The sequence below is a fragment of the Chromobacterium sp. LK11 genome (assembly GCF_001043705.1).
Taxonomy (GTDB): Bacteria; Pseudomonadota; Gammaproteobacteria; order Burkholderiales; family Chromobacteriaceae; genus Chromobacterium; species Chromobacterium alkanivorans.
On sequence record NZ_LDUR01000024.1, the window covers coordinates 65,384 to 82,681 of the forward strand.

General features: G+C 66.8%; 18 protein-coding genes. 10 read left to right on the plus strand and 8 right to left on the minus strand.

The genetic code is table 11. The features are described 5' to 3' along the window. Positions 1 to 2 precede the first annotated feature (2 nt). The 4 genes from VK98_RS14680 to VK98_RS14695 all read left to right on the plus strand — a co-directional run bounded on the left by VK98_RS14680 (position 3) and on the right by VK98_RS14695 (position 2,980). Entirely contained in the window at positions 3 to 929 is a 927-nt protein-coding gene (locus VK98_RS14680; protein WP_048414756.1) for a pseudouridine-5'-phosphate glycosidase, read from the plus strand. Positions 930 to 991: 62 nt separating this feature from the next. Next, positions 992 to 1,657 carry an HD domain-containing protein gene (locus tag VK98_RS14685; RefSeq protein WP_197083057.1) on the plus strand — a complete coding sequence of 222 codons (666 nt, stop codon included), beginning with the start codon at positions 992 to 994 and terminating at the stop codon, positions 1,655 to 1,657. A 131-nt stretch (positions 1,658 to 1,788) separates the two neighbouring features. Next, complete coding sequence (locus tag VK98_RS14690; RefSeq protein ID WP_048414758.1) at positions 1,789 to 2,514, plus strand: metallophosphoesterase; 726 nt, start codon at positions 1,789 to 1,791, stop codon at positions 2,512 to 2,514. A 70-nt stretch (positions 2,515 to 2,584) separates the two neighbouring features. Continuing rightward, on the plus strand, positions 2,585 to 2,980 hold the full coding sequence (locus VK98_RS14695; protein ID WP_048414759.1) for a hypothetical protein: 396 nt from the start codon (positions 2,585 to 2,587) through the stop codon (positions 2,978 to 2,980). Between the two features lie 11 nt (positions 2,981 to 2,991). Here the strand turns inward: VK98_RS14695 and VK98_RS14700 are convergent, their stop codons facing one another. Beyond that, positions 2,992 to 4,785, minus strand: a complete 1,794-nt coding sequence (locus VK98_RS14700; RefSeq protein WP_048414760.1) for an ABC transporter ATP-binding protein/permease — start codon at positions 4,783 to 4,785, stop codon at positions 2,992 to 2,994. Between the two features lie 193 nt (positions 4,786 to 4,978). Then, complete coding sequence (gene apaG, locus VK98_RS14705) at positions 4,979 to 5,359, minus strand: Co2+/Mg2+ efflux protein ApaG (RefSeq protein ID WP_019101389.1); 381 nt, start codon at positions 5,357 to 5,359, stop codon at positions 4,979 to 4,981. Between the two features lie 107 nt (positions 5,360 to 5,466). On the opposite strand from apaG, the gene rpe reads away from it, so the two are divergent. The 4 genes from rpe (at position 5,467) to trpE (ending at position 9,323) form a co-directional block, all read left to right on the plus strand. Next, a complete protein-coding gene (rpe, locus tag VK98_RS14710; protein WP_048414761.1) occupies positions 5,467 to 6,150 on the plus strand; it encodes a ribulose-phosphate 3-epimerase in 684 nt (227 codons plus the stop codon). Between the two features lie 28 nt (positions 6,151 to 6,178). After that, positions 6,179 to 6,934: an SDR family oxidoreductase gene (locus VK98_RS14715; RefSeq protein ID WP_048414762.1), complete on the plus strand. Its 756-nt coding sequence runs from the start codon at positions 6,179 to 6,181 to the stop codon at positions 6,932 to 6,934. 118 nt (positions 6,935 to 7,052) lie between these two features. Beyond that, complete coding sequence (locus tag VK98_RS14720; RefSeq protein ID WP_048414763.1) at positions 7,053 to 7,721, plus strand: phosphoglycolate phosphatase; 669 nt, start codon at positions 7,053 to 7,055, stop codon at positions 7,719 to 7,721. Positions 7,722 to 7,859: 138 nt separating this feature from the next. After that, positions 7,860 to 9,323: an anthranilate synthase component I gene (gene trpE / locus VK98_RS14725; RefSeq protein ID WP_048414764.1), complete on the plus strand. Its 1,464-nt coding sequence runs from the start codon at positions 7,860 to 7,862 to the stop codon at positions 9,321 to 9,323. A 76-nt stretch (positions 9,324 to 9,399) separates the two neighbouring features. On the opposite strand, the gene VK98_RS14730 is transcribed toward trpE, so the two are convergent. Then, positions 9,400 to 10,209: a phytanoyl-CoA dioxygenase family protein gene (locus VK98_RS14730; RefSeq protein WP_048414765.1), complete on the minus strand. Its 810-nt coding sequence runs from the start codon at positions 10,207 to 10,209 to the stop codon at positions 9,400 to 9,402. A gap of 119 nt (positions 10,210 to 10,328) precedes the next feature. Here VK98_RS14730 and VK98_RS14735 point away from each other — a divergent pair, with 119 nt between their 5' ends. Next, positions 10,329 to 11,261, plus strand: a complete 933-nt coding sequence (locus VK98_RS14735) for a LysR family transcriptional regulator (RefSeq protein ID WP_048414766.1) — start codon at positions 10,329 to 10,331, stop codon at positions 11,259 to 11,261. A 35-nt stretch (positions 11,262 to 11,296) separates the two neighbouring features. Here VK98_RS14735 and VK98_RS14740 read toward each other — a convergent pair whose 3' ends face one another. The 4 genes from VK98_RS14740 to arfB form a co-directional block, all read right to left on the minus strand. Further along, a complete protein-coding gene (locus tag VK98_RS14740) occupies positions 11,297 to 11,908 on the minus strand; it encodes a PolC-type DNA polymerase III (RefSeq protein ID WP_048414767.1) in 612 nt (203 codons plus the stop codon). Continuing rightward, positions 11,905 to 12,111, minus strand: coding sequence for a hypothetical protein (locus tag VK98_RS14745; RefSeq protein ID WP_019101381.1), 207 nt, complete (start codon positions 12,109 to 12,111; stop codon positions 11,905 to 11,907). Before VK98_RS14745 ends, VK98_RS14740 begins: the two co-directional genes overlap by 4 nt. Positions 12,112 to 12,188: 77 nt before the next feature. After that, on the minus strand, positions 12,189 to 13,811 hold the full coding sequence (locus VK98_RS14750; protein ID WP_048414768.1) for a methyl-accepting chemotaxis protein: 1,623 nt from the start codon (positions 13,809 to 13,811) through the stop codon (positions 12,189 to 12,191). 82 nt (positions 13,812 to 13,893) lie between these two features. Beyond that, entirely contained in the window at positions 13,894 to 14,301 is a 408-nt protein-coding gene (gene arfB, locus VK98_RS14755; RefSeq protein ID WP_048414853.1) for an alternative ribosome rescue aminoacyl-tRNA hydrolase ArfB, read from the minus strand. A gap of 167 nt (positions 14,302 to 14,468) precedes the next feature. Here arfB and VK98_RS22865 point away from each other — a divergent pair, with 167 nt between their 5' ends. Beyond that, on the plus strand, positions 14,469 to 15,653 hold the full coding sequence (locus VK98_RS22865; protein ID WP_053077401.1) for a diguanylate cyclase: 1,185 nt from the start codon (positions 14,469 to 14,471) through the stop codon (positions 15,651 to 15,653). Between the two features lies 1 nt (position 15,654). On the opposite strand, the gene VK98_RS14765 is transcribed toward VK98_RS22865, so the two are convergent. Next, entirely contained in the window at positions 15,655 to 17,190 is a 1,536-nt protein-coding gene (locus VK98_RS14765; RefSeq protein WP_048414769.1) for a thioredoxin fold domain-containing protein, read from the minus strand. Between the last annotated feature and the right edge of the window lie 108 nt (positions 17,191 to 17,298).

Consider the following 17,298-nt stretch of genomic DNA (forward strand, 5'->3'; position numbering starts at 1 on the left):
CAATGCACAACGCCCATCTCGACATCCATCCCGAAGTCGCCGCCGCCCTGGCCGCCAACCGCCCGGTGGTGGCGCTGGAATCCACCATCATTTCCCACGGCATGCCCTACCCGCAGAACGTGGAAACCGCGCTGCAGGTGGAAGCGGAAATCCGCGCCCACGGCGCGGTGCCGGCCACCATCGCCATCATCGACGGCCGCCTGAAGGCCGGCCTGAGCGCGGACGAGATCGAATACCTGGGCAAGGGCGGCCGCGACATCCCCAAAGTCAGCCGCCGCGACCTGCCCTTCATCGTCGCCGGCAAGCGCAGCGGCGCCACCACCGTGGCGTCCACCATGATCATCGCCGCGATGGCCGGCATCCGCGTGTTCGCCACCGGCGGCATCGGCGGCGTGCACCGCGGCGCGGAACAGAGCTTCGACGTTTCCGCCGACCTGCAGGAACTGGCGCAAACCCCGGTGGCCGTGGTCTGCGCCGGCGCCAAGTCCATCCTGGACCTGGGCCTGACGCTGGAATACCTGGAAACCCACGGCGTGCCGGTCATCGGCCACCGCTGCGACCGCCTGCCGGCCTTCTTCACCCGCGACAGCGCCTTCAAGCTGGACCACCGCCTGGACGAGGCCGCCGACATCGCCGCCGCGATGCAGGCCAAGTGGAGCCTGCAGCTGCGCGGCGGCATGGTGGTGGCCAACCCGATTCCGGAACAGTACGCGATGCCGCGTGACAAGATCGACGCCGCCATTGAGCAGGCGCTGCGCGAGGCCGAGGAGCAAGGCGTCGGCGGCAAGGAGTCCACGCCCTTCCTGCTGGCCCGCGTCTGCGAGCTGACCGGTGGCAACAGCCTGGCCGCCAACATCCAGCTGGTGCTGAACAACGCCCGGCTGGCCTCGGCGATCGCGGCGCGCTACTGCGAACTGAACGCCGGCTAAAGCCGGCTTGACGGCGGCGCGGATTGAGGCTGTAATTCCCTGCCCCAATCCTTGCCGCCGCCATGAACGCCCCCCTCTCCAACACGATGCTGGACGACTGGCGCAACCGCCTGATCGGCCTGCTGCAACAACAGCCTGCCGACGACGACGGCGCCCACGACCTCAATCACTTCCACCGCGTCTGGGCCTGCGCCCGGGAGCTGCTGGGCGCCCACCCCGGCGCCGACGCGCTGACCGTGCTGGCCGCCTGCTATCTGCACGACCTGGTCAACCTGCCCAAGAACCACCCGGAACGCCATCTGGCCTCGCGCCAGGCCGCCGCTCGCGCCCGCGCGCTGCTGGCCGCCGACGGCTTTCCGCCGGAAAAGCTAGACGGCGTCGCCCACGCCATCGAGGCGCACAGCTTCAGCGCCGCCATTCCGCCGCAAAGCCTGGAAGCCCGCATCGTGCAGGACGCAGACCGCATGGACGCGCTGGGCGCCGTCGGTCTGGCGCGGCTGTTCTACACCGCCGGCCGCATGGACTCGGCGCTGGCCCATCCGCTGGACCCGCTGGGCGAAGCGCGCGAGCTGGACGACCGCCGTTGGGCGCTGGACCACATCGAGGTCAAGCTCGCCAAATTGCCGGCCATGATGCAGACCGAGGCCGGCAGGCGCATGGCGGAACTGCGGCTGCAGTGGCTGCGCGACTTCCGCCGGCAATTCTGTCAGGAGTGGCGAACCAGCTAGCCCCAGCAAGCGTCGAACTCGGTAAGCCTTTGATAGTCAAATCAAAACAATTCTAATTTTGAAACTATCAATACGATGACAAAACCATTGGCATGGCGCAAAATAGTCGCACCCCACCCCCGAGTTCAAGCATGATTCTGAAGCTGCAACGCAATACCCAAGGCCGCGACTGGGCGGTCGGCGACATTCACGGCTGTTTCCGCCAATTGTCGCGCCTGCTGAAAATGGCCGCCTTCAATCCCGAATGCGACCGCCTGTTGTCGGTCGGCGACATGATAGACCGCGGCGCCGACAGCGCGGCGGTGCTGGAATGGCTGGCGCAACCGTGGTTCTACGCCGTGCGCGGCAATCATGAGCAATTGGCGATCGATTCGCTGCTGGGCGACAAACAGGCCGAAATCCGCCACGTCAACAACGGCGGCTCCTGGCTGCTGACGCTGCCTGCGCCTGAGCGGCAAGCCTGCCTGGCCGCGTTTCAACGCCTGCCCTACGCCATAGAAGTCGGCGACGCCGACGGCGGCAAGATCGGCGTGGTGCACGCGGACTGCCCGGGCAACGACTGGGACGCGCTGGCCGCCGGCCTCGCGAACGGCACGCTGCCGGAAACCGGCCGCAACGTCGCGTTGTGGTCGCGGGAACGCGCGCGCCAGGGCCGAGGCGGCGTCGTGCGCGGCGTGGACCTGCTGTTGGTGGGCCACACCCCGCAAGCCAGCGCCACCCGCTTCGACAATGTGCTGAACCTGGACACCGGCGCGGTCTACGGCGGCAAACTGACCCTGTTCTGCCTGAACGATTTCGTCGAACTGTCGCTGCCCAGCGAAGACGACGCCCTGCTCGGCTTCCACCTGCACGAATAGCGCGACGGTGGCGCGCCGCGGCCGGGATGGCTAGAATGCGGCGCTCTGTCTATTTCCCCAGGAGCCCAAGATGGCCAGCAAGAAAGCCGCGACCAAGCCCCAGGCGCAGCAACGCCAGCAGCAGGACAAGCGCTGGAACGCCGCGGAGCAGGCCTGCCGCGAAATCATGGCGCTGCTGGAAGCGCTGGGCCCCAGCCTGGCCTCGCAGCAAACCGCGACGCAATACGCGCAGATGGCGGCCGTGTACTACAAGAAAGTCCGCAACGGCCGGGTGCTGTCTCCCGGCGACTTCAATCTGGCCGCCGACGTGGCCGCCAGCGCCCGCCGCGCCTTGCAGGCGCTGGCCCCCACGCTGGACTTCTCCTCCCAGCCGCAAGCGTCCGACTGCCAACGCATGCTGGCGCTGGCCGACGAGGTGCTGGCGGCGATGAGCGAATTGAAGGCCGCCGGCCGCCGCCAAGCTTAAAGCGACGCCTTTCAGGCGTCGTCGGCCGCCAGTTGCTCCGTCTGCTGCAAGCGCCACATCTCGGCGTAGCGGCCGCCGCGCTCCAGCAGTTCGCGGTGGCTGCCCTGCTCCAGCACGCCGCCGGCCTCCATCACCAGAATCTGGTCGGCGTCGACGATGGTGGACAGCCGGTGGGCGATGATCAGCGTGGTGCGGTTGGCGGAAATTTCCGCCAGCTCGCGCTGGATCGCCTTCTCGGTGCGCGAGTCCAATGCGCTGGTGGCTTCGTCGAAGATCAGAATGGGCGGGTTTTTCAGAATGGTGCGCGCAATCGCCACCCGCTGCTTTTCCCCGCCGGACAGCTTGAGGCCGCGTTCGCCCACCATGGTGTCGTAACCGTCCGGCAGGCCGCTGACGAAATCGTGGATGTGCGCGGACTTGGCCGCCTCCATCACCTCCTCGCGGCTGGCGCCCGGCCGGCCGTAGGCGATGTTGTAATACACCGTGTCGTTGAACAGCACCGTGTCCTGCGGCACGATGCCGATATGGGCGCGCAGGCTGTCCTGAGTCAGTTCGCGGATGTCGCGGCCGTTGACCAGGATGCGGCCCTGGCCGACGTCGTAATAGCGAAACAGCAGCCGCGACAGCGTGGATTTGCCGGCGCCGCTGGCGCCGACCACCGCCAGCGTCTTGCCGGCCGGGATTTCGAAGCTGACCTCGTTCAGAATCCGCCGCTTGCTCTCGTAAGCGAAGCCCACCTGCTCGAAGCGCACCGCGGCCGCCGGCGCGGCCAGCGCCGCCGCCCCCGGCGCGTCCGCCACTTCCTCGTTGGCGCCCAGCAGCGCGAACATGCGCTCGATGTCGGCCAGCGAATGCTTGATCTCGCGGTAGACGAAACCGAGGAAGTTCAACGGCGCGTACAACTGGGTGATGAAGGTGGCCACCAGCACCACGTCGCCCACCGTCATCCGCCCGGCCACCACCTCGCGCGCGGACAAGATCATGATCAGGGTGACGCCGCTGGCGATGATCAGGCCCTGGCCGGCGTTGAGCATGGACAGCGACACCTGGTTCTTGATCGCGGATGCCTCCCAGGCCGCCAGGTTCTTGTCGTAACGCGCCGCCTCGTAGCCTTCGTTGTTGAAGTATTTGACCGTCTCGTAATTGAGCAGCGCGTCTATCGCCTTGGCGTTGGCCTTGGAATCCAGATCGTTCATGCTGCGGCGGTAAACGGTGCGCCACTCGGTCACCACCAGAGTGAAGGCGATGTAGACGGCAATGGTGCCGAAGGTCACCAACGCGAACGGCCAGGCGTAGCGGTGCAGCAGGATGGCGGTGACCATGCCGATTTCCAGCAAGGTGGGCAGGATGTTGAACACGGTGAAGTTCAGCAGAAAGCCTATGCCCTTGGTGCCGCGCTCGATGTCGCGGCTCATGCCGCCGGTCTGGCGCTCCAGATGGAAGCGCAAGGACAGCCTCAGCAGATGCTGGAACACGCCGCGCGCCACGCTGCGCACCGCGCCCTGTATCACCCGCGCGAACACCGCGTCGCGCAGCTCGCCCAGCACGCTGGACAACAGCCGGGCGCAGCCGTAGCCGGCCAGCGCCAGCACCGGCAGCGCCAACAGCGTGGCCGGCACCGAGAGTTGATCGACGATGTCTTTCAGGTACAGCGGCACGCTGACCGCGGCCACCTTGGCCAGCACCATACAGGACAGCGCCAGCAGCACCCGCCACTTGAACACCCATAAATAGGGCACAAGCGTCTTGAGGGTGGCGACATCGTTGCGGCGGCCCGGAGCCGGGCCGGAATGGGTGAAACGCATATTTTGGGATTGCCTGTTGCGTCAAGCTGTTCCAAAGTGAGAGCTGAGCTGTCTTGCAGACATCATCAACGCTCGCCAGGGGGCGCGGACATGTGGATATTATTGCTGGAAGCGGCGATTGCCGGCGGATTGGCCACCTTCATCGTGTGGTGGACCTGGCCAAGGGAAAAATAGCGCCGCCGGCCTCGGGGTTTTAGTGCAGCACGCGCGGCGCCACCAAGTTCATCTCGGGGATTTCCGCCTCGAAACGCTTGCCGTCGTCGGCCAGGAACTGATAACTGCCCTTCATTGAACCGTAAGGCGTTTTCAGATGGGTGGCGCTGGAATAGTCGAAAGACTGGCCCGGCTCGATGCGCGGCTGCTCGCCCACCACGCCCATGCCGCGCACTTCCTGCACCTGCTCGTTGGCGTCGGCGATGATCCAGTGGCGGCTGACCAGCTGCGCCGGTTCGCTGCCGGTGTTGGTGATGCGGATGCGATAGCCGAACACATAGATGTCGTTGGCCATATTGGATTGTTCTTCGATGTAATGCGGTTCGGCTTCCACTTCGACACGGTAGGTTTTTTCCGCCATGTTCAGCGCTCCTTTTGTTGTTTGTGCTTCATTTTATCCCGCCGGGACGCTTTTGGCGCGGTAGAATGTGGCCATCCCGTGTTCATCCTTGCCCAAAGCAACGCCCTATGCGCACTTTCCGTATCGCCCCCAGCATTCTTTCCGCCGATTTTTCCTGTCTTGGCCAAGAGGTTCGCGACGTGATCGCCGCCGGCGCCGACATCATCCATTTCGACGTGATGGACAATCACTATGTGCCCAACCTGACCATAGGGCCTATGGTGTGCGAAGCCATCCGCCCGCACTGCGAGGGCACGCCCATCGACGTCCACCTGATGGTGAAGCCGGTGGACAGTCTGGCCGCCGCCTTCGCCAAGGCCGGCGCGGACATCATCACCTTCCATCCGGAAGCCTCCGAGCACGTCGACCGCACGCTGGGCCTGATCAAGGACGCCGGCTGCAAAGCCGGCCTGGTGTTCAATCCGGCTACCTCCTTGTCCTATCTGGATCACGTGATGGACAAGATAGACATGGTGCTGATCATGTCGGTGAACCCGGGCTTCGGCGGCCAGAAGTTCATCCCGCACGCGCTGGACAAGGTGCGCGAGGCGCGCCGCCGCATCGATGAATACACCGCCAAGCATGGCGGCGAAATCTGGCTTGAAGTGGACGGCGGCGTCAAGACCGACAATATCCGCGCAGTGGCCGAGGCCGGCGCCGACACCTTCGTCGCAGGCTCCGCCATCTACGGCCAGGCCGACTACACAACCGTGATCGACGCGATGCGCGCCGAGCTGGCCCAGCTCCGCTGAAGCCGGCCCTCTCCCCAGGAGCACAGATATGCATGCCTTCATCGTGACCGGCGCTTCCCGCGGCCTTGGCCTGGCGCTGACCGAAGCCCTGCTCGCCGACGGCTACCGCGTCGCCGGCCTGGCGCGCGGCGCCGTGGACGCGCTGGCCGCGCTGGCGCGCCGCTACCCGGAACGCCTGAGCGCCATCGACGTCGACCTTTCCGACGCCGCCGCGGTGGCACCGGCCATCGCCGCCGCGGTGGAGCAACTGAAGCCGGCCGATTGCGCCAGCCTCAACCTGATCAACAACGCCGGCGTGGTGAGCCCCATCGCCCAGGCCGGCCACTACCCGGCCGAGGACGTGGTCCGCGCGCTGGCGATCAATCTGGCGGCGCCCATGCTGGCCACGGACGCGCTGCTGCGCGCCAGCGCCGGCTTCAAGGCCCGCCGCCGCATCCTCAACATTTCCTCCGGAGCCGCCGCCAAGCCCTACCCGGGCTGGAGCGTGTATTGCACCACCAAGGCCGGGCTGGACCACTTCAGCCGCAGCGTGGCGGCGGAACAGGCCGGCCAGGCCAACGCCGCGCAAATCGTCGCGCTCTATCCCGGCGTGGTGGACACCGATATGCAGGCCAGCATCCGCGGCAGCGACGCCGAGCAATTTCCGCAGAAAGCGCGTTTCGACGCGCTGAAGGCGGACGGCGAACTGAGCACCCCGGCCGCCGCCGCGCGCCGCATCGTCGATCACCTGCTGTCGCCGGCCTTCGGCCTGCAAGCCGTGGTGGACATCCGCAACCTGGGCTGAGAAGCTGTCCGCGCCCTGCCGCGCTTTGGAGCAGGCAACGGGCGGAGCCCAGTCCCCGCGCGCCACGCCTGCCCGGCTAAACCCAACCGGCGGCCCACGCCGCCGCACTGAAACGCATATGAATCTGAAACACATCAAAGCCGTCGCCTTCGATCTGGACGGCACCCTGGTCGACTCCATCCCCGATCTGGCCGCCGCCGCCAACGCCATGCGCGAACATCTGGACCTGCCGCCGCTGCCTGCGCTGCGCATCCAGGAGCATGTCGGCGACGGCATCGCCAGCCTGGTGCACCGCGCGCTGACCAATGAGCGCGACGGCCAGGCCGATCCGGCGCTGTGGGAGCGCGGCTACGTCTTCTTCATCCAGTACTATCGCGAACACCTGAGCGACAACACCGCCGTCTATCCCGGCGTGGCCGACGGCCTGGGCCTGCTGCGCGCGCTGCAGCTGCCGCTGGCGGTGATCACCAACAAGTCCGAACGGCTGGCCGTGCCGCTGCTGGAGCAGCTGGGCCTGCGCGACCACTTCAGCCTGGTCATCGGCGGCGACACCCTGCCGGAAAAGAAACCGTCGGCGCTGCCCTTGCAACACGCCTGCCAGGCGCTGGGCATTCAGCCCGAGCAAATGGCCATGGTCGGCGACTCCGCCAACGACGTGCTGGCCGCCCGCAATGCCGGCAGCGCCGCCGTCGCCGTCAGCTACGGCTACGCGGACGCCGCCTCCTTGGGCGCCGACCTGGTGGTGGCCAATATTGCCGAACTTTACGATTTGATGAAGAATAGCTGATCAGCTGATAACTTCTTTTACGGATGACAACTTCATGATGAGACAAGGATACCGGCTTGGATGCCGATGGCGTCGCTCAATGCCTGTTTGACAAGCTGCATTCGACCTCACCACGACCGCAAAAGCGCAGGACCCGCCATGACCCATGAAGAATTCAACCGCCTGGCCGCCGCCGGCTACAACCGCATCCCGGTCAGCCTGGAGCTGTTCGCCGACCTCGACACCCCGATGTCGGTCTACCTGAAACTGGCCAACCAGCCTTATTCCTATCTGTTGGAGTCCGTCGTCGGCGGCGAGCGCTTTGGCCGCTACTCCTTCATCGGCCTGCCGTCCACCACCCGGCTGCGGGTCAACGGCCGGCAGGTGCAGGTGGAATACGGCGACAAGGTGATCGAGCGCCACAGCGGCGACCCGCTGGCCTTCATCGAGGCCTTCCAGCAGCGTTTCAACACCCCGCCGCAACCCGGTCTGCCGCGCTTCGCCGGCGGTCTGGTCGGCTATTTCGGCTACGACACCATCCGCCACATCGAAAAGCGGCTGTCCGAAACCAGCAAGCCCGACACCATAGGCACGCCGGACATGCTGCTGATGGTGTCCGAAGAGCTGGCGGTGGTGGACAATCTGTCCGGCAAGCTGTACCTGATCGTCTACGCCGATCCCGAGGTGCCCAACGCTCTGCTGAAAGCCGAGGCGCGGCTGGCGCAATTGCGCGCTCGCCTGCGCGAACCTCTGGAAGCGCCCCTGTCCTTGCCTACCCAAGGCACGCAATCGGCGTCCGAATACGGCGAACAGGCGTTCAAGGACGCGGTATCCGCCTGCAAGCGCTACATCCACGACGGCGACATCATGCAGGTGGTGCTGTCGCAGCGCATGCAGATGCCGTTCGCGGAGTCCCCGCTCAGCCTCTACCGCGCGCTGCGCAGCCTGAACCCGTCGCCCTATATGTTCCTCTACCATTTCGACGACTTCCACGTGGTGGGCGCCTCGCCGGAAATCCTGGTGCGCCGCGAGCAGGACACCGTCACCGTGCGTCCCATCGCCGGCACCCGCCCGCGCGGCCAGACCCGCGAGCAGGACGAGGCGCTGGCCGCCGAACTGCTGGCCGACCCCAAGGAAATCGCCGAACACGTGATGCTGATGGACCTGGGCCGCAACGACGTGGGCCGCGTGTCCGTCACCGGCAGCGTGCGCGTCACCGACAATATGGCGATCGAGCGCTATTCCCACGTGATGCACATCGTGTCCAGCGTCGAAGGCAAGGTCGGCCCGGAAGTGTCGAACATCGACGTGCTCAAGGCCACCTTTCCGGCCGGCACCCTGTCCGGCGCGCCCAAGGTGCGGGCGATGGAGATCATCGACCAGTTCGAGCCCAGCAAGCGCGGCATCTACGGCGGCGCGGTCGGCTACCTAGGCTTCAACGGCGACATGGACCTGTGCATCGCCATTCGCACCGCGGTGCTGAAAAACCGCATGCTCTACGTGCAGGCCGGCGCCGGCATCGTCGCCGACTCCTCGCCGGACATGGAATGGCAGGAAACCCAGAACAAGGCGCGCGCGGTCCTGCGCGCCGCGGCGCTGGCCCAGCAGGGCCTGGACGCCTGAGCCGACGACACGGCCCGCCTAGGCGGGCCGTTTGATTTGGAACGGACGCCGCGCCGCGCGAAAAGTCGACCCGCTCTCAGGCCGCCGGCCACAGCACCGGAAACCAGTCCTCGCGCAGGCGCTGGCCCGGCAGCATGCCGTGCTCCGGATACGGCGGCGAAGTGCGGCCCGGACGTTCGGCGTAGCGCGCGTCGTCGCCCAGCCAGCGCAAGGACAGCGCCCGCCGCCGTTCGCCGCCGGGATTGCCGCGCGCGCCGTGCACGGTGCGAAAATCGAAAACCACCGCGTCGCCTGGCTCCAGATCCCACTCCAGCACGGTCATCCCAGGTTCGCGGTCCGGGTCCGGCGCATCGCGGTAGCGGCGAGCGTCGCCCTGGTAAAATCCGGACTCGTCCTTCCAGCGCAGCGGCCGCACCCACTCCTCCCAACGATGGGAACCGGCGATCAGCCGCAACGTCGCCTCCCGCACCGGGTCCGCCGGAATCCAGAAACTGACGGTCTGCTCGCCGTCGACAAAGTAATAAGGGATGTCCTGATGCCAGGGCGTGGGCTTATGGGTGCCCGGCTCCTTGACCAGCACATGCTCGTGGAAGAATTGCGCGCTGCCCGAGCCCATCAGCGCGGCGGCGCCGGCCGCGGCCGGCGACTCCCGCACCACCGCCTCGAACTCGGGAATGCGCCGCCAGTTGCAGTAATCCTCGAAGAAAGACCCCGGCTCGCCGGCGGCCACCACATTGCCGGCGTAAGGGCCGGGCGCGCGCAGATTGCATTCGATGCCGGCGGCGATGGCTTCCACCCAATCGCGGAACAGCCCGCGCAGGCAGACGGCGCCGTCGCGCTGAAAAGCGGCGACGTCGGCGGCGGAAATTTCGGGACAGGCAAGCATGGCGTTCTCCTTATCTGCTGCGGGTGGGCGCCGCCGCTGCGGGCGGCCGTCCTCACTATCGCCGCAAATCCATGCCAGAATAAAATAATATGTTTTGACCATACTCCTCGGAAAAAGCGATGAAGCTGACCCTGCGTCAATTGCGCTACGCGCTGGCCGTGGCCCGCCACGGCGGCATCAGCGCCGCGGCCGAACGGCTGAACGTGTCTCAGCCGGCGATATCCGCCGCCGTCGGCGAGCTGGAAACCATCCTGGGCCAGGCGCTGTTCGTCCGCACCCGCGGCGCGGGAATGGCGACGACGCCGTTTGGCCGGCAGGCGCTGGCGCAGGCGCGGCGAACCGTGGAAGCCGCGATGGCGCTGGAGGGGCTGGCCGACAACGCGGACGCCTTGGCCGGAGAGTTGGCGCTGGGTTGCTTCGAGGACTTGGCGCCCTATTGCCTGCCGCCCCTGCTGCGCGCCTTGGGCGAACGCCAGCCGCGGCTGCGCGTGGAGGTGCGCGAATGCGGCTTCGACCTGATCGGCCCGCAACTGCTGCAGGGCGGGCTGGACGCGGCCATCAGCTATGATCTGGCGCTGCCGCCGGCGCTGGCCTTGACCGAACTGCGCACGCTGGCGCCGCACGCGCTGCTGGCGGTCGATCATCCGCTGGCGCGGGCGGAACAGGTGGGTTTGAAGGAATTGTGCGAATGGCCGCTGCTGCTGACCGAGCAGGCGCACAGCGGCCCGCATTTTCTGGACTTGCTGCGCATGCACGGCCTGCGGCCGGCGCGGCTGGAGTCGGTGCGCAGTTTTGAGCTGCAACGCGGCATGGTGGCGCACGGCCTGGGCGTGGCCATCGCCTACACCCGGCCCAGCGGCGATCACAGCTACGACGGCCAGCCGCTGGCGCTGCGCCCCATCGCCGAGCCGCTGCCCGCTCAGCGCATCGTGCTGGCCTGCCTGCGCGAGCGGGCGGACACGCCGGCCGTCGCCGCGCTGCGGGAATCGGCGCTGGACTGGTTCTCGGCCAGACCGGAGTTTGGCGTCGGCGCGCCAGACGAAAGCGGCTGAGATTTGCGCCGCCTCATCGCGACGCGGACCGCGGTTCAGCCGGCCTTGGCTTGCAGATACTGGCCTATCTTGGCCGCGCTGATCTTCTGCATGCCGCACAGCTGGCCGTGCTCACACAGATGCGCGCCATAGCGGCTGCTCAGTTCGCCCTGCAAATGCGATAGCAAATGCGCGGCCATTTCCGCGTCGGCCAGCGCGCGGTGGGCGCGGCCGGTGTCCGGCAGGCTCAGCCAGCGCGCCAAAGTGCCCAGCTTGTGGTCCGGCGCCTGCGGCAGCACCCGGCGCGACAGCAGCAGGGTGCAGGCGAAGTCCTGTCTGCGCGACAGGCCCAGCTGGGCCAGCTCGTAGTCCCAGAACTTGCGGTCGAAGCTGGCGTTGTGAGCGGCCAGCGGCGTGTCGCCGACGAAGCGCGCCGCTTCGGCCATCGCCACCGCCGGCGGCGGCGCGTCGCGCAGCATCGCGTTGCTGATGCCGGTCAGGCGCTCGATCATCGGCGGAATCCACACCCCGGCGTTGATCAGGCTTTGATAACGGCCGACGATGCGGCCGTCTTCCAGCAAGGCCACTCCGATTTCGGTGGCGCGGCAATCGCGCCCCGGAGAGGCGCCGTTGGTTTCGAAGTCGATGACGGCGATGCGCCGACTCATTTCAGCGCCGCCCGCGCCGCCTCTTCCGGGCTCAGACCATCGTAGTACTGGTCGGTGTACCACTCGGCCTGTTCCTCGATATGCTCCTGAGCCTCGGCCACGGTGGCGCCGGCCGCCACCAGATGGGTTTCCACCTCCGCGCACCATTCCAGCAGCGCGCGGGTTTCCTCGTCCAATTCGTCCTGTTTCTGTTTTTTGGCCATGGCCGCATCCTCCGCGCCGCTTCGGCGTGTCAAAAACCGTGCATTCTACCCGCGCCGGCCGTGGCGGCCAAACCCGATCAGACCCGCATGTGGCGGATGGACTCGCTCAACTCGCCGAAATGGCCGCGCAGCTGCACCAGCTCGTCCTGCACCTGGCCCACCGAACGGCTGGTGGTGCCGGCGTGCTGGGTCACCTCGTCGACGTTGACCAGGATTTGCGCGCCGGCCGCCTTCTGATTGTCCAGCAGCCGGGAGATATTGCGGATGCGCTCCTCCGCCACCCCGGCCTGGCGGCCGATCTGATCCACCATGCCGCCCAGCTGCTTCACCAGTTCCACCCCCTGTTCCACCTGGCCGACGCCGCTTTCCATGCCGCTGACCACTTGTTCCGAGGTGGCCTGCAACTGGGAAATGACGTTGACGATATCCGCCGTCGCCTGCGCGGTGCGCTCCGCCAGCGCGCGCACTTCGTCCGCCACCACGGCGAAGCCGCGGCCGGACTCGCCGGCGCGCGCGGCCTCGATGGCGGCGTTCAAGGCCAAGAGATTGGTTTGCTCGGCGATGCCGCGGATCGAATCCACCATGCCGCCTATCTTGCGGATGTCGCCCTCCAGCAATTGCACGCTGTTGGCGCTGTGATGAATGGTTTGGGCCAGGTTGCCGATATTGCCCACGGTCTGTTGCACCGCCTTGCTGCCTTCGCTGGAACATTGCCCCACTTCGCCGGCGATGCGCAAAGTGCTGTCGGCGTGCTCGGCCACGCTGGCCAGATGGTCGGCCAATTGCTGGATGGCGCCGGCCATGGACTGCGCCGAATCGGTTTGCAGCCGGCTGGCCTGCTCCACGCTCTGGGTGAGCTGGGCGATCTCGTCGACCGAATCTCCGAGCGCGCCGGAGGTCTGGCCCACCTTGCCGACGATGCCTTGCAGGGTGTCCATCAGGGTGTTGAACTCGCCGATGGCGGCGCCCAGCTCATCGCGCCGTCCCACTTGCGCGCGGATGGACAGGTCGCCGCTGCGCTCGATGCGCTGCGCCGCGTCCTTGAAACGCTCGATAGGCGGCAATACCGAACGCGCCACCCACCAGCACAGCAGGGCCATCAGCAAGGCTGCGGCCAGCGCCGCCACGATGATGAGCACGGCGGCCACGCCCACCTGCGCCACGGTGCTGTCGTTCTGCCGCCGCGAACCGTTGTCGATGGCGTCGGCCAGTTTTTCCATCTTGTCCTCCAGCAGCGCGAAGTCCTGCTGGAAATCCTTCAACTTGGCGGTCGCCTGCTCCGGTTGGTCGAAGCCGACGGCGACGATGGCGGCGGCCGCGCCGGTATAGCGCTCCACCACCGGCAGGATCTGCTCAAGCAGGGCGCGGGCCTCGGGATCGCTGACCTTGTCCTGGTTTTCCTTCATCGCGCCGAGAAAGCGCTTGCGGTGCTCGTCCACGTCCTTGCGAATCTCGGTCAACGCGGCGCGGTCGCCGTTCTTCTGCGCCAGCATCAGCGCCAGCACGTCGCCGTGCACCGCGTCGTGCATCATGTCGGCGTCCATCTGCCGCCGCACCGCGCCCTGGCTGTCCAGCAATTCATTGATGCTGCGCACCAAGTGCGCCGTGCTTTGGTAGCCGACCGCGCCGATCAGCAGGCAGGATACCACTACGCCGAAAGCCAGCAGCTGCAGCTGCGCCCGAATCGTCAAGCCTTTCATCGCGGCCCCTTTGCCTCAGTATTAATGCTCTCAGCATTAACACTAATACATTCCCGCGATTCCGCCGAAGCAATTGCGCCGGCTACAGATCCACCTTGCCGCGCAGGGATTTGACTTCGCCGCGCCGCGTCTTGCCGGCCAGCCGGCGCTGCTTGGAGCCGTAAGTGGGTTTGGTGGCGCGGCGCGCCTTGGGAGTGTGGCTGGCGGCGTCGACCCAGGCCTGCAGCCGCTGCAGCGCGTCGGCGCGGTTCAATTCCTGGGTGCGGTGCTGCTGCGCCTTGATCACCAGCACGCCGTCCTTGTTCAAGCGCTGGTCCGGTAGGGCCAGCAGGCGCTCGCGCAGCCATTCCGGCAAAGAGGAGGCGCGCACGTCGAAGCGCAGATGCACCGCCGACGACACTTTGTTGACGTTTTGCCCGCCCGCGCCTTGCGCGCGCATCGCGCTGAATTCCACTTCGCGCTCGCTGATCGGATACCGCGGCTTGTCCATGATGCAGACCAACAATCAAAAGAGATAATTGTAGCGCACGCGCCGCATCCCATGGCATGGGGCTGCGTTTTATTTCAGAGTGAAATTGTATGAATATCAATAGACTGCTATTGTCGTGCGCTTGCCTGGCCGATACCCTGCCAGACGCTCTTTGCCCATAGAACACGATGTCATTTTTCCTCGACCCTCGGACAACGCTGGCCTGCACCGCCGGCTACAGCCTGGTCATTTCCCTGGTCACCTTCCTGTTCTGGCAGCGCAGCCAGCGCCAGCCCGCGGTGCTGGCGCTCGCCATCGGCGGCTTGCTGGACGCGGCGGCCGGCCTGCTCTATCTCGCGCCGCTGGAGCTGGACCCCGCCCTGATCTCCATCAGCGCCAAACTGCTGATCCAGTTGGCGGCGCTGCACGTGCTGATCAGCATCGAGCGTTTTTACAAGCACTCCAGCCACTTCAGCCTGCCCTTGGGTCTGGCCCTGGTCTTCATTCCCCTGCCGCTGTTCATCCACGACGGCCTCGCGCATTCTGCGCTGGCCCGCCACGCCATCTTCTCTCTGGGCGCTTGTCTGCTGTGGGGCTTGATCGCCTGGCGGCTGTGGCAGGCGGAACAGGATTCGCCGCGCGCCGGCAAGTCGCTGGCCTCGGCGCTGGCGGTGCTGACCCTGCTGCTGGAGATGACGCGGCTGGCGCTGGCGCTGTCCGCGATGCAGCCCGACATCGAAGTCGCCGGCCAGCCTCAGAACCTGTTGCTGCTGATGACGCAGTGGTCCGGCTACGGCGTGGTGGTGTGCCAGCTCTATCTGGTCTACGAGCGGGCGATGGATCAGCTGTTGCAGCAATCGCGCAGCGACAGCCTGACCCGCTTGCTGAACCGGCGCAGCTTCGACGAGGAAGCGGTGACGGCGTTCCGCCTGGCCCAGCGCGAACGGCGAGCCTTGTCGCTGATCGTGCTGGACCTCGACCATTTCAAAAGCATCAACGACCGCCACGGCCACCTGGCCGGCGACCAGGCGCTGACCGCGCTGGCCGACTGCCTGCGGCGCCAGGCGCGCCAGACGGATCTGATCGGCCGCCACGGCGGCGAGGAGTTCTGCATCCTGCTGCCGGACACTGGCCGTGAGCAGGCGGCGCAGGTGGCGGAGCGGCTGCGCGCCGCCATCGCCCGCATCGAGCTGCCGCTGCCGGAGGCCGGCGCGCGGCTGCGTTTCACCGCCAGCCTGGGCGTGGCCTGTCTGAACAGCAGCCACGCCTCGCTGGAAAGCCTGTTCTGCGAGGCCGACGCCATGCTCTACCAGGCCAAGCACCATGGCCGCGACAAAGTGATGCTGTCGGCGCTGCCCGCCGCCGCGGGCTGACTCAAGAGCGGGCGGACTGGGCCAGGCCCTCGCACACCGGCTTTTGCGGATCGCCGGCCGGCAGCTTGCCGCACACCGCGTCCAATTGTCCTGCCAAGCGCGCCAGCGCCGCCGTCTGCTGTTGCTGCCGGCCCCAGGCCTTGAGCCGGTTCACCGCTTTTTCCAGCGAGCGCCGGTTGCGTTCGTAGAAGGCGCTGGGCGTGCTGCCCGCCTCCTTGAAGATGGCGCTGGCGGTGTTCTCGATCCGCTTCTCGTCCCCCGGCGCCAGTTCAATCGCCCCGCTCAGATAGCTGACGCCCCATTGCAGCCGCGTGGCCGGGCCGTTGGCGGCCTCGTAGGCCTGGCGGTACCAGTCCAGCGCCGCGGCCTTGTCGCCGCGCTGCTTGGCGTTGGAGGCCAGGATCAGCATGTGGTAGTACGGCGCGTGGGAGCGGCCCAGTTCCGCCTTCAGCAGCGCGTCGGATTCGTCCAGCCAGCCCGCCTGAGTCAGCAGATCGGCGCCGGCGGTGATCACCGCCTGGCGTTCATAGGGATTGGCGGTGCCCTTGTCCGCCGCCACCACCCTTTGCTTGACCTCGTCGCGCAAAACGCGCGGCAGCTCGCCCTTGGGCTGGTTCAAACGCGCCAGCGCCAGCCGCGACGACAAGGCGCCCAGACGGTCGGCGGTGGACAGGCCGGCGTCCGCGGCCAGTTTTTCCAAGGCGGCGTCCCATTGCGCCTCCAGCGCCAAACGCTCGGCCCCCTCCGCGCTCAAGGCTTTGACGATGTCGGCGGCGCTGTTGATCAGAATGTCGGCGTTGGCGCGCGGCTGCGCCAAGGCGGCGCGCGCCACGGCCAGCCCTTGCGCGCGGTCCGCCGCCGGCGTCTCCTCGCCCGCCGTCGCGGCCAGCGCTTTCAACTTCAGCCGCAGCGCGGTGGCCGCCGGCTGCGCCGGCGCCTTGTCCGCCAAGCGCGCCAATGTCGCCGCCACCTGTTTTTCAGGCACGATCTGCGCCTGGTCGGTGTCCCAGGAATAATCCGCCAGCAATTGCCAATCGCCGTCCGCCAGCTTGTCCCCGGCCAAGGCCGCCTGCAGCAGCGCCTTCACCGGCCGCGCCGCCGCCAGCCCCAGCTCCAGCGTGCGCAGATAGCGCTCCGGGTCCACCTCGCCCGGCAGGCGAGTGATCTCGGCGCCGTCCGGCCGGAACAGAATCATGGTTGGATAGCCGCGCACTTTGAATTCGCTGCCCAGTTTTTGCGCGTCCGGGCTGTCGCCGTCCAGGTAGACCGGCACGAACTGGCGGGTGCGGGCGATGAAGTCCTGGCGGTTGAAAATGGTGGCCTTGACCTGATTGCACGGCGGGCACCATACCGCGCCCCAGTACAGGAACAGCGGCTTGTTTTCCGATTTAGCCTTGGCGAAGGCCGCCGGCACGTCGCCCTGCAGCCAGCTGATGCCGGGCGGCAGCGCGTGACCGTCGGCGGGAGCGGAGGCCGCCGCTGCCGGCAGCGCCAGGCTGGCGGCGACAAAGGCCAGCGAGATCAAGGTTAGCTTCATCGCGGAATTCTCTTAATGGTTGGCTTGTCGGACCATGCTAACGCAATTATTCCCATGTAATAAAGCTCGATCGCTTCTGTATTTAGCTGGAAAAAATCCATTGTCGGG

Coding starts and splice junctions, on each gene's coding strand:
- arfB (WP_048414853.1), bottom strand. CDS start 14,301: ATGGACAAGCCGCGGTATCCGATCAGCGAGCGCGAAGTGGAATTCAGC.
- VK98_RS14690 (WP_048414758.1), top strand. CDS start 1,789: ATGATTCTGAAGCTGCAACGCAATACCCAAGGCCGCGACTGGGCGGTC.
- VK98_RS22865 (WP_053077401.1), top strand. CDS start 14,469: ATGTCATTTTTCCTCGACCCTCGGACAACGCTGGCCTGCACCGCCGGC.
- VK98_RS14750 (WP_048414768.1), bottom strand. CDS start 13,811: ATGAAAGGCTTGACGATTCGGGCGCAGCTGCAGCTGCTGGCTTTCGGC.
- VK98_RS14680 (WP_048414756.1), top strand. CDS start 3: ATGCACAACGCCCATCTCGACATCCATCCCGAAGTCGCCGCCGCCCTG.
- apaG (WP_019101389.1), bottom strand. CDS start 5,359: ATGGCGGAAAAAACCTACCGTGTCGAAGTGGAAGCCGAACCGCATTAC.
- VK98_RS14685 (WP_197083057.1), top strand. CDS start 992: ATGAACGCCCCCCTCTCCAACACGATGCTGGACGACTGGCGCAACCGC.
- VK98_RS14765 (WP_048414769.1), bottom strand. CDS start 17,190: ATGAAGCTAACCTTGATCTCGCTGGCCTTTGTCGCCGCCAGCCTGGCG.
- trpE (WP_048414764.1), top strand. CDS start 7,860: ATGACCCATGAAGAATTCAACCGCCTGGCCGCCGCCGGCTACAACCGC.
- VK98_RS14745 (WP_019101381.1), bottom strand. CDS start 12,111: ATGGCCAAAAAACAGAAACAGGACGAATTGGACGAGGAAACCCGCGCG.
- VK98_RS14740 (WP_048414767.1), bottom strand. CDS start 11,908: ATGAGTCGGCGCATCGCCGTCATCGACTTCGAAACCAACGGCGCCTCT.
- VK98_RS14720 (WP_048414763.1), top strand. CDS start 7,053: ATGAATCTGAAACACATCAAAGCCGTCGCCTTCGATCTGGACGGCACC.
- VK98_RS14715 (WP_048414762.1), top strand. CDS start 6,179: ATGCATGCCTTCATCGTGACCGGCGCTTCCCGCGGCCTTGGCCTGGCG.
- VK98_RS14700 (WP_048414760.1), bottom strand. CDS start 4,785: ATGCGTTTCACCCATTCCGGCCCGGCTCCGGGCCGCCGCAACGATGTC.
- VK98_RS14730 (WP_048414765.1), bottom strand. CDS start 10,209: ATGCTTGCCTGTCCCGAAATTTCCGCCGCCGACGTCGCCGCTTTTCAG.
- rpe (WP_048414761.1), top strand. CDS start 5,467: ATGCGCACTTTCCGTATCGCCCCCAGCATTCTTTCCGCCGATTTTTCC.
- VK98_RS14695 (WP_048414759.1), top strand. CDS start 2,585: ATGGCCAGCAAGAAAGCCGCGACCAAGCCCCAGGCGCAGCAACGCCAG.
- VK98_RS14735 (WP_048414766.1), top strand. CDS start 10,329: ATGAAGCTGACCCTGCGTCAATTGCGCTACGCGCTGGCCGTGGCCCGC.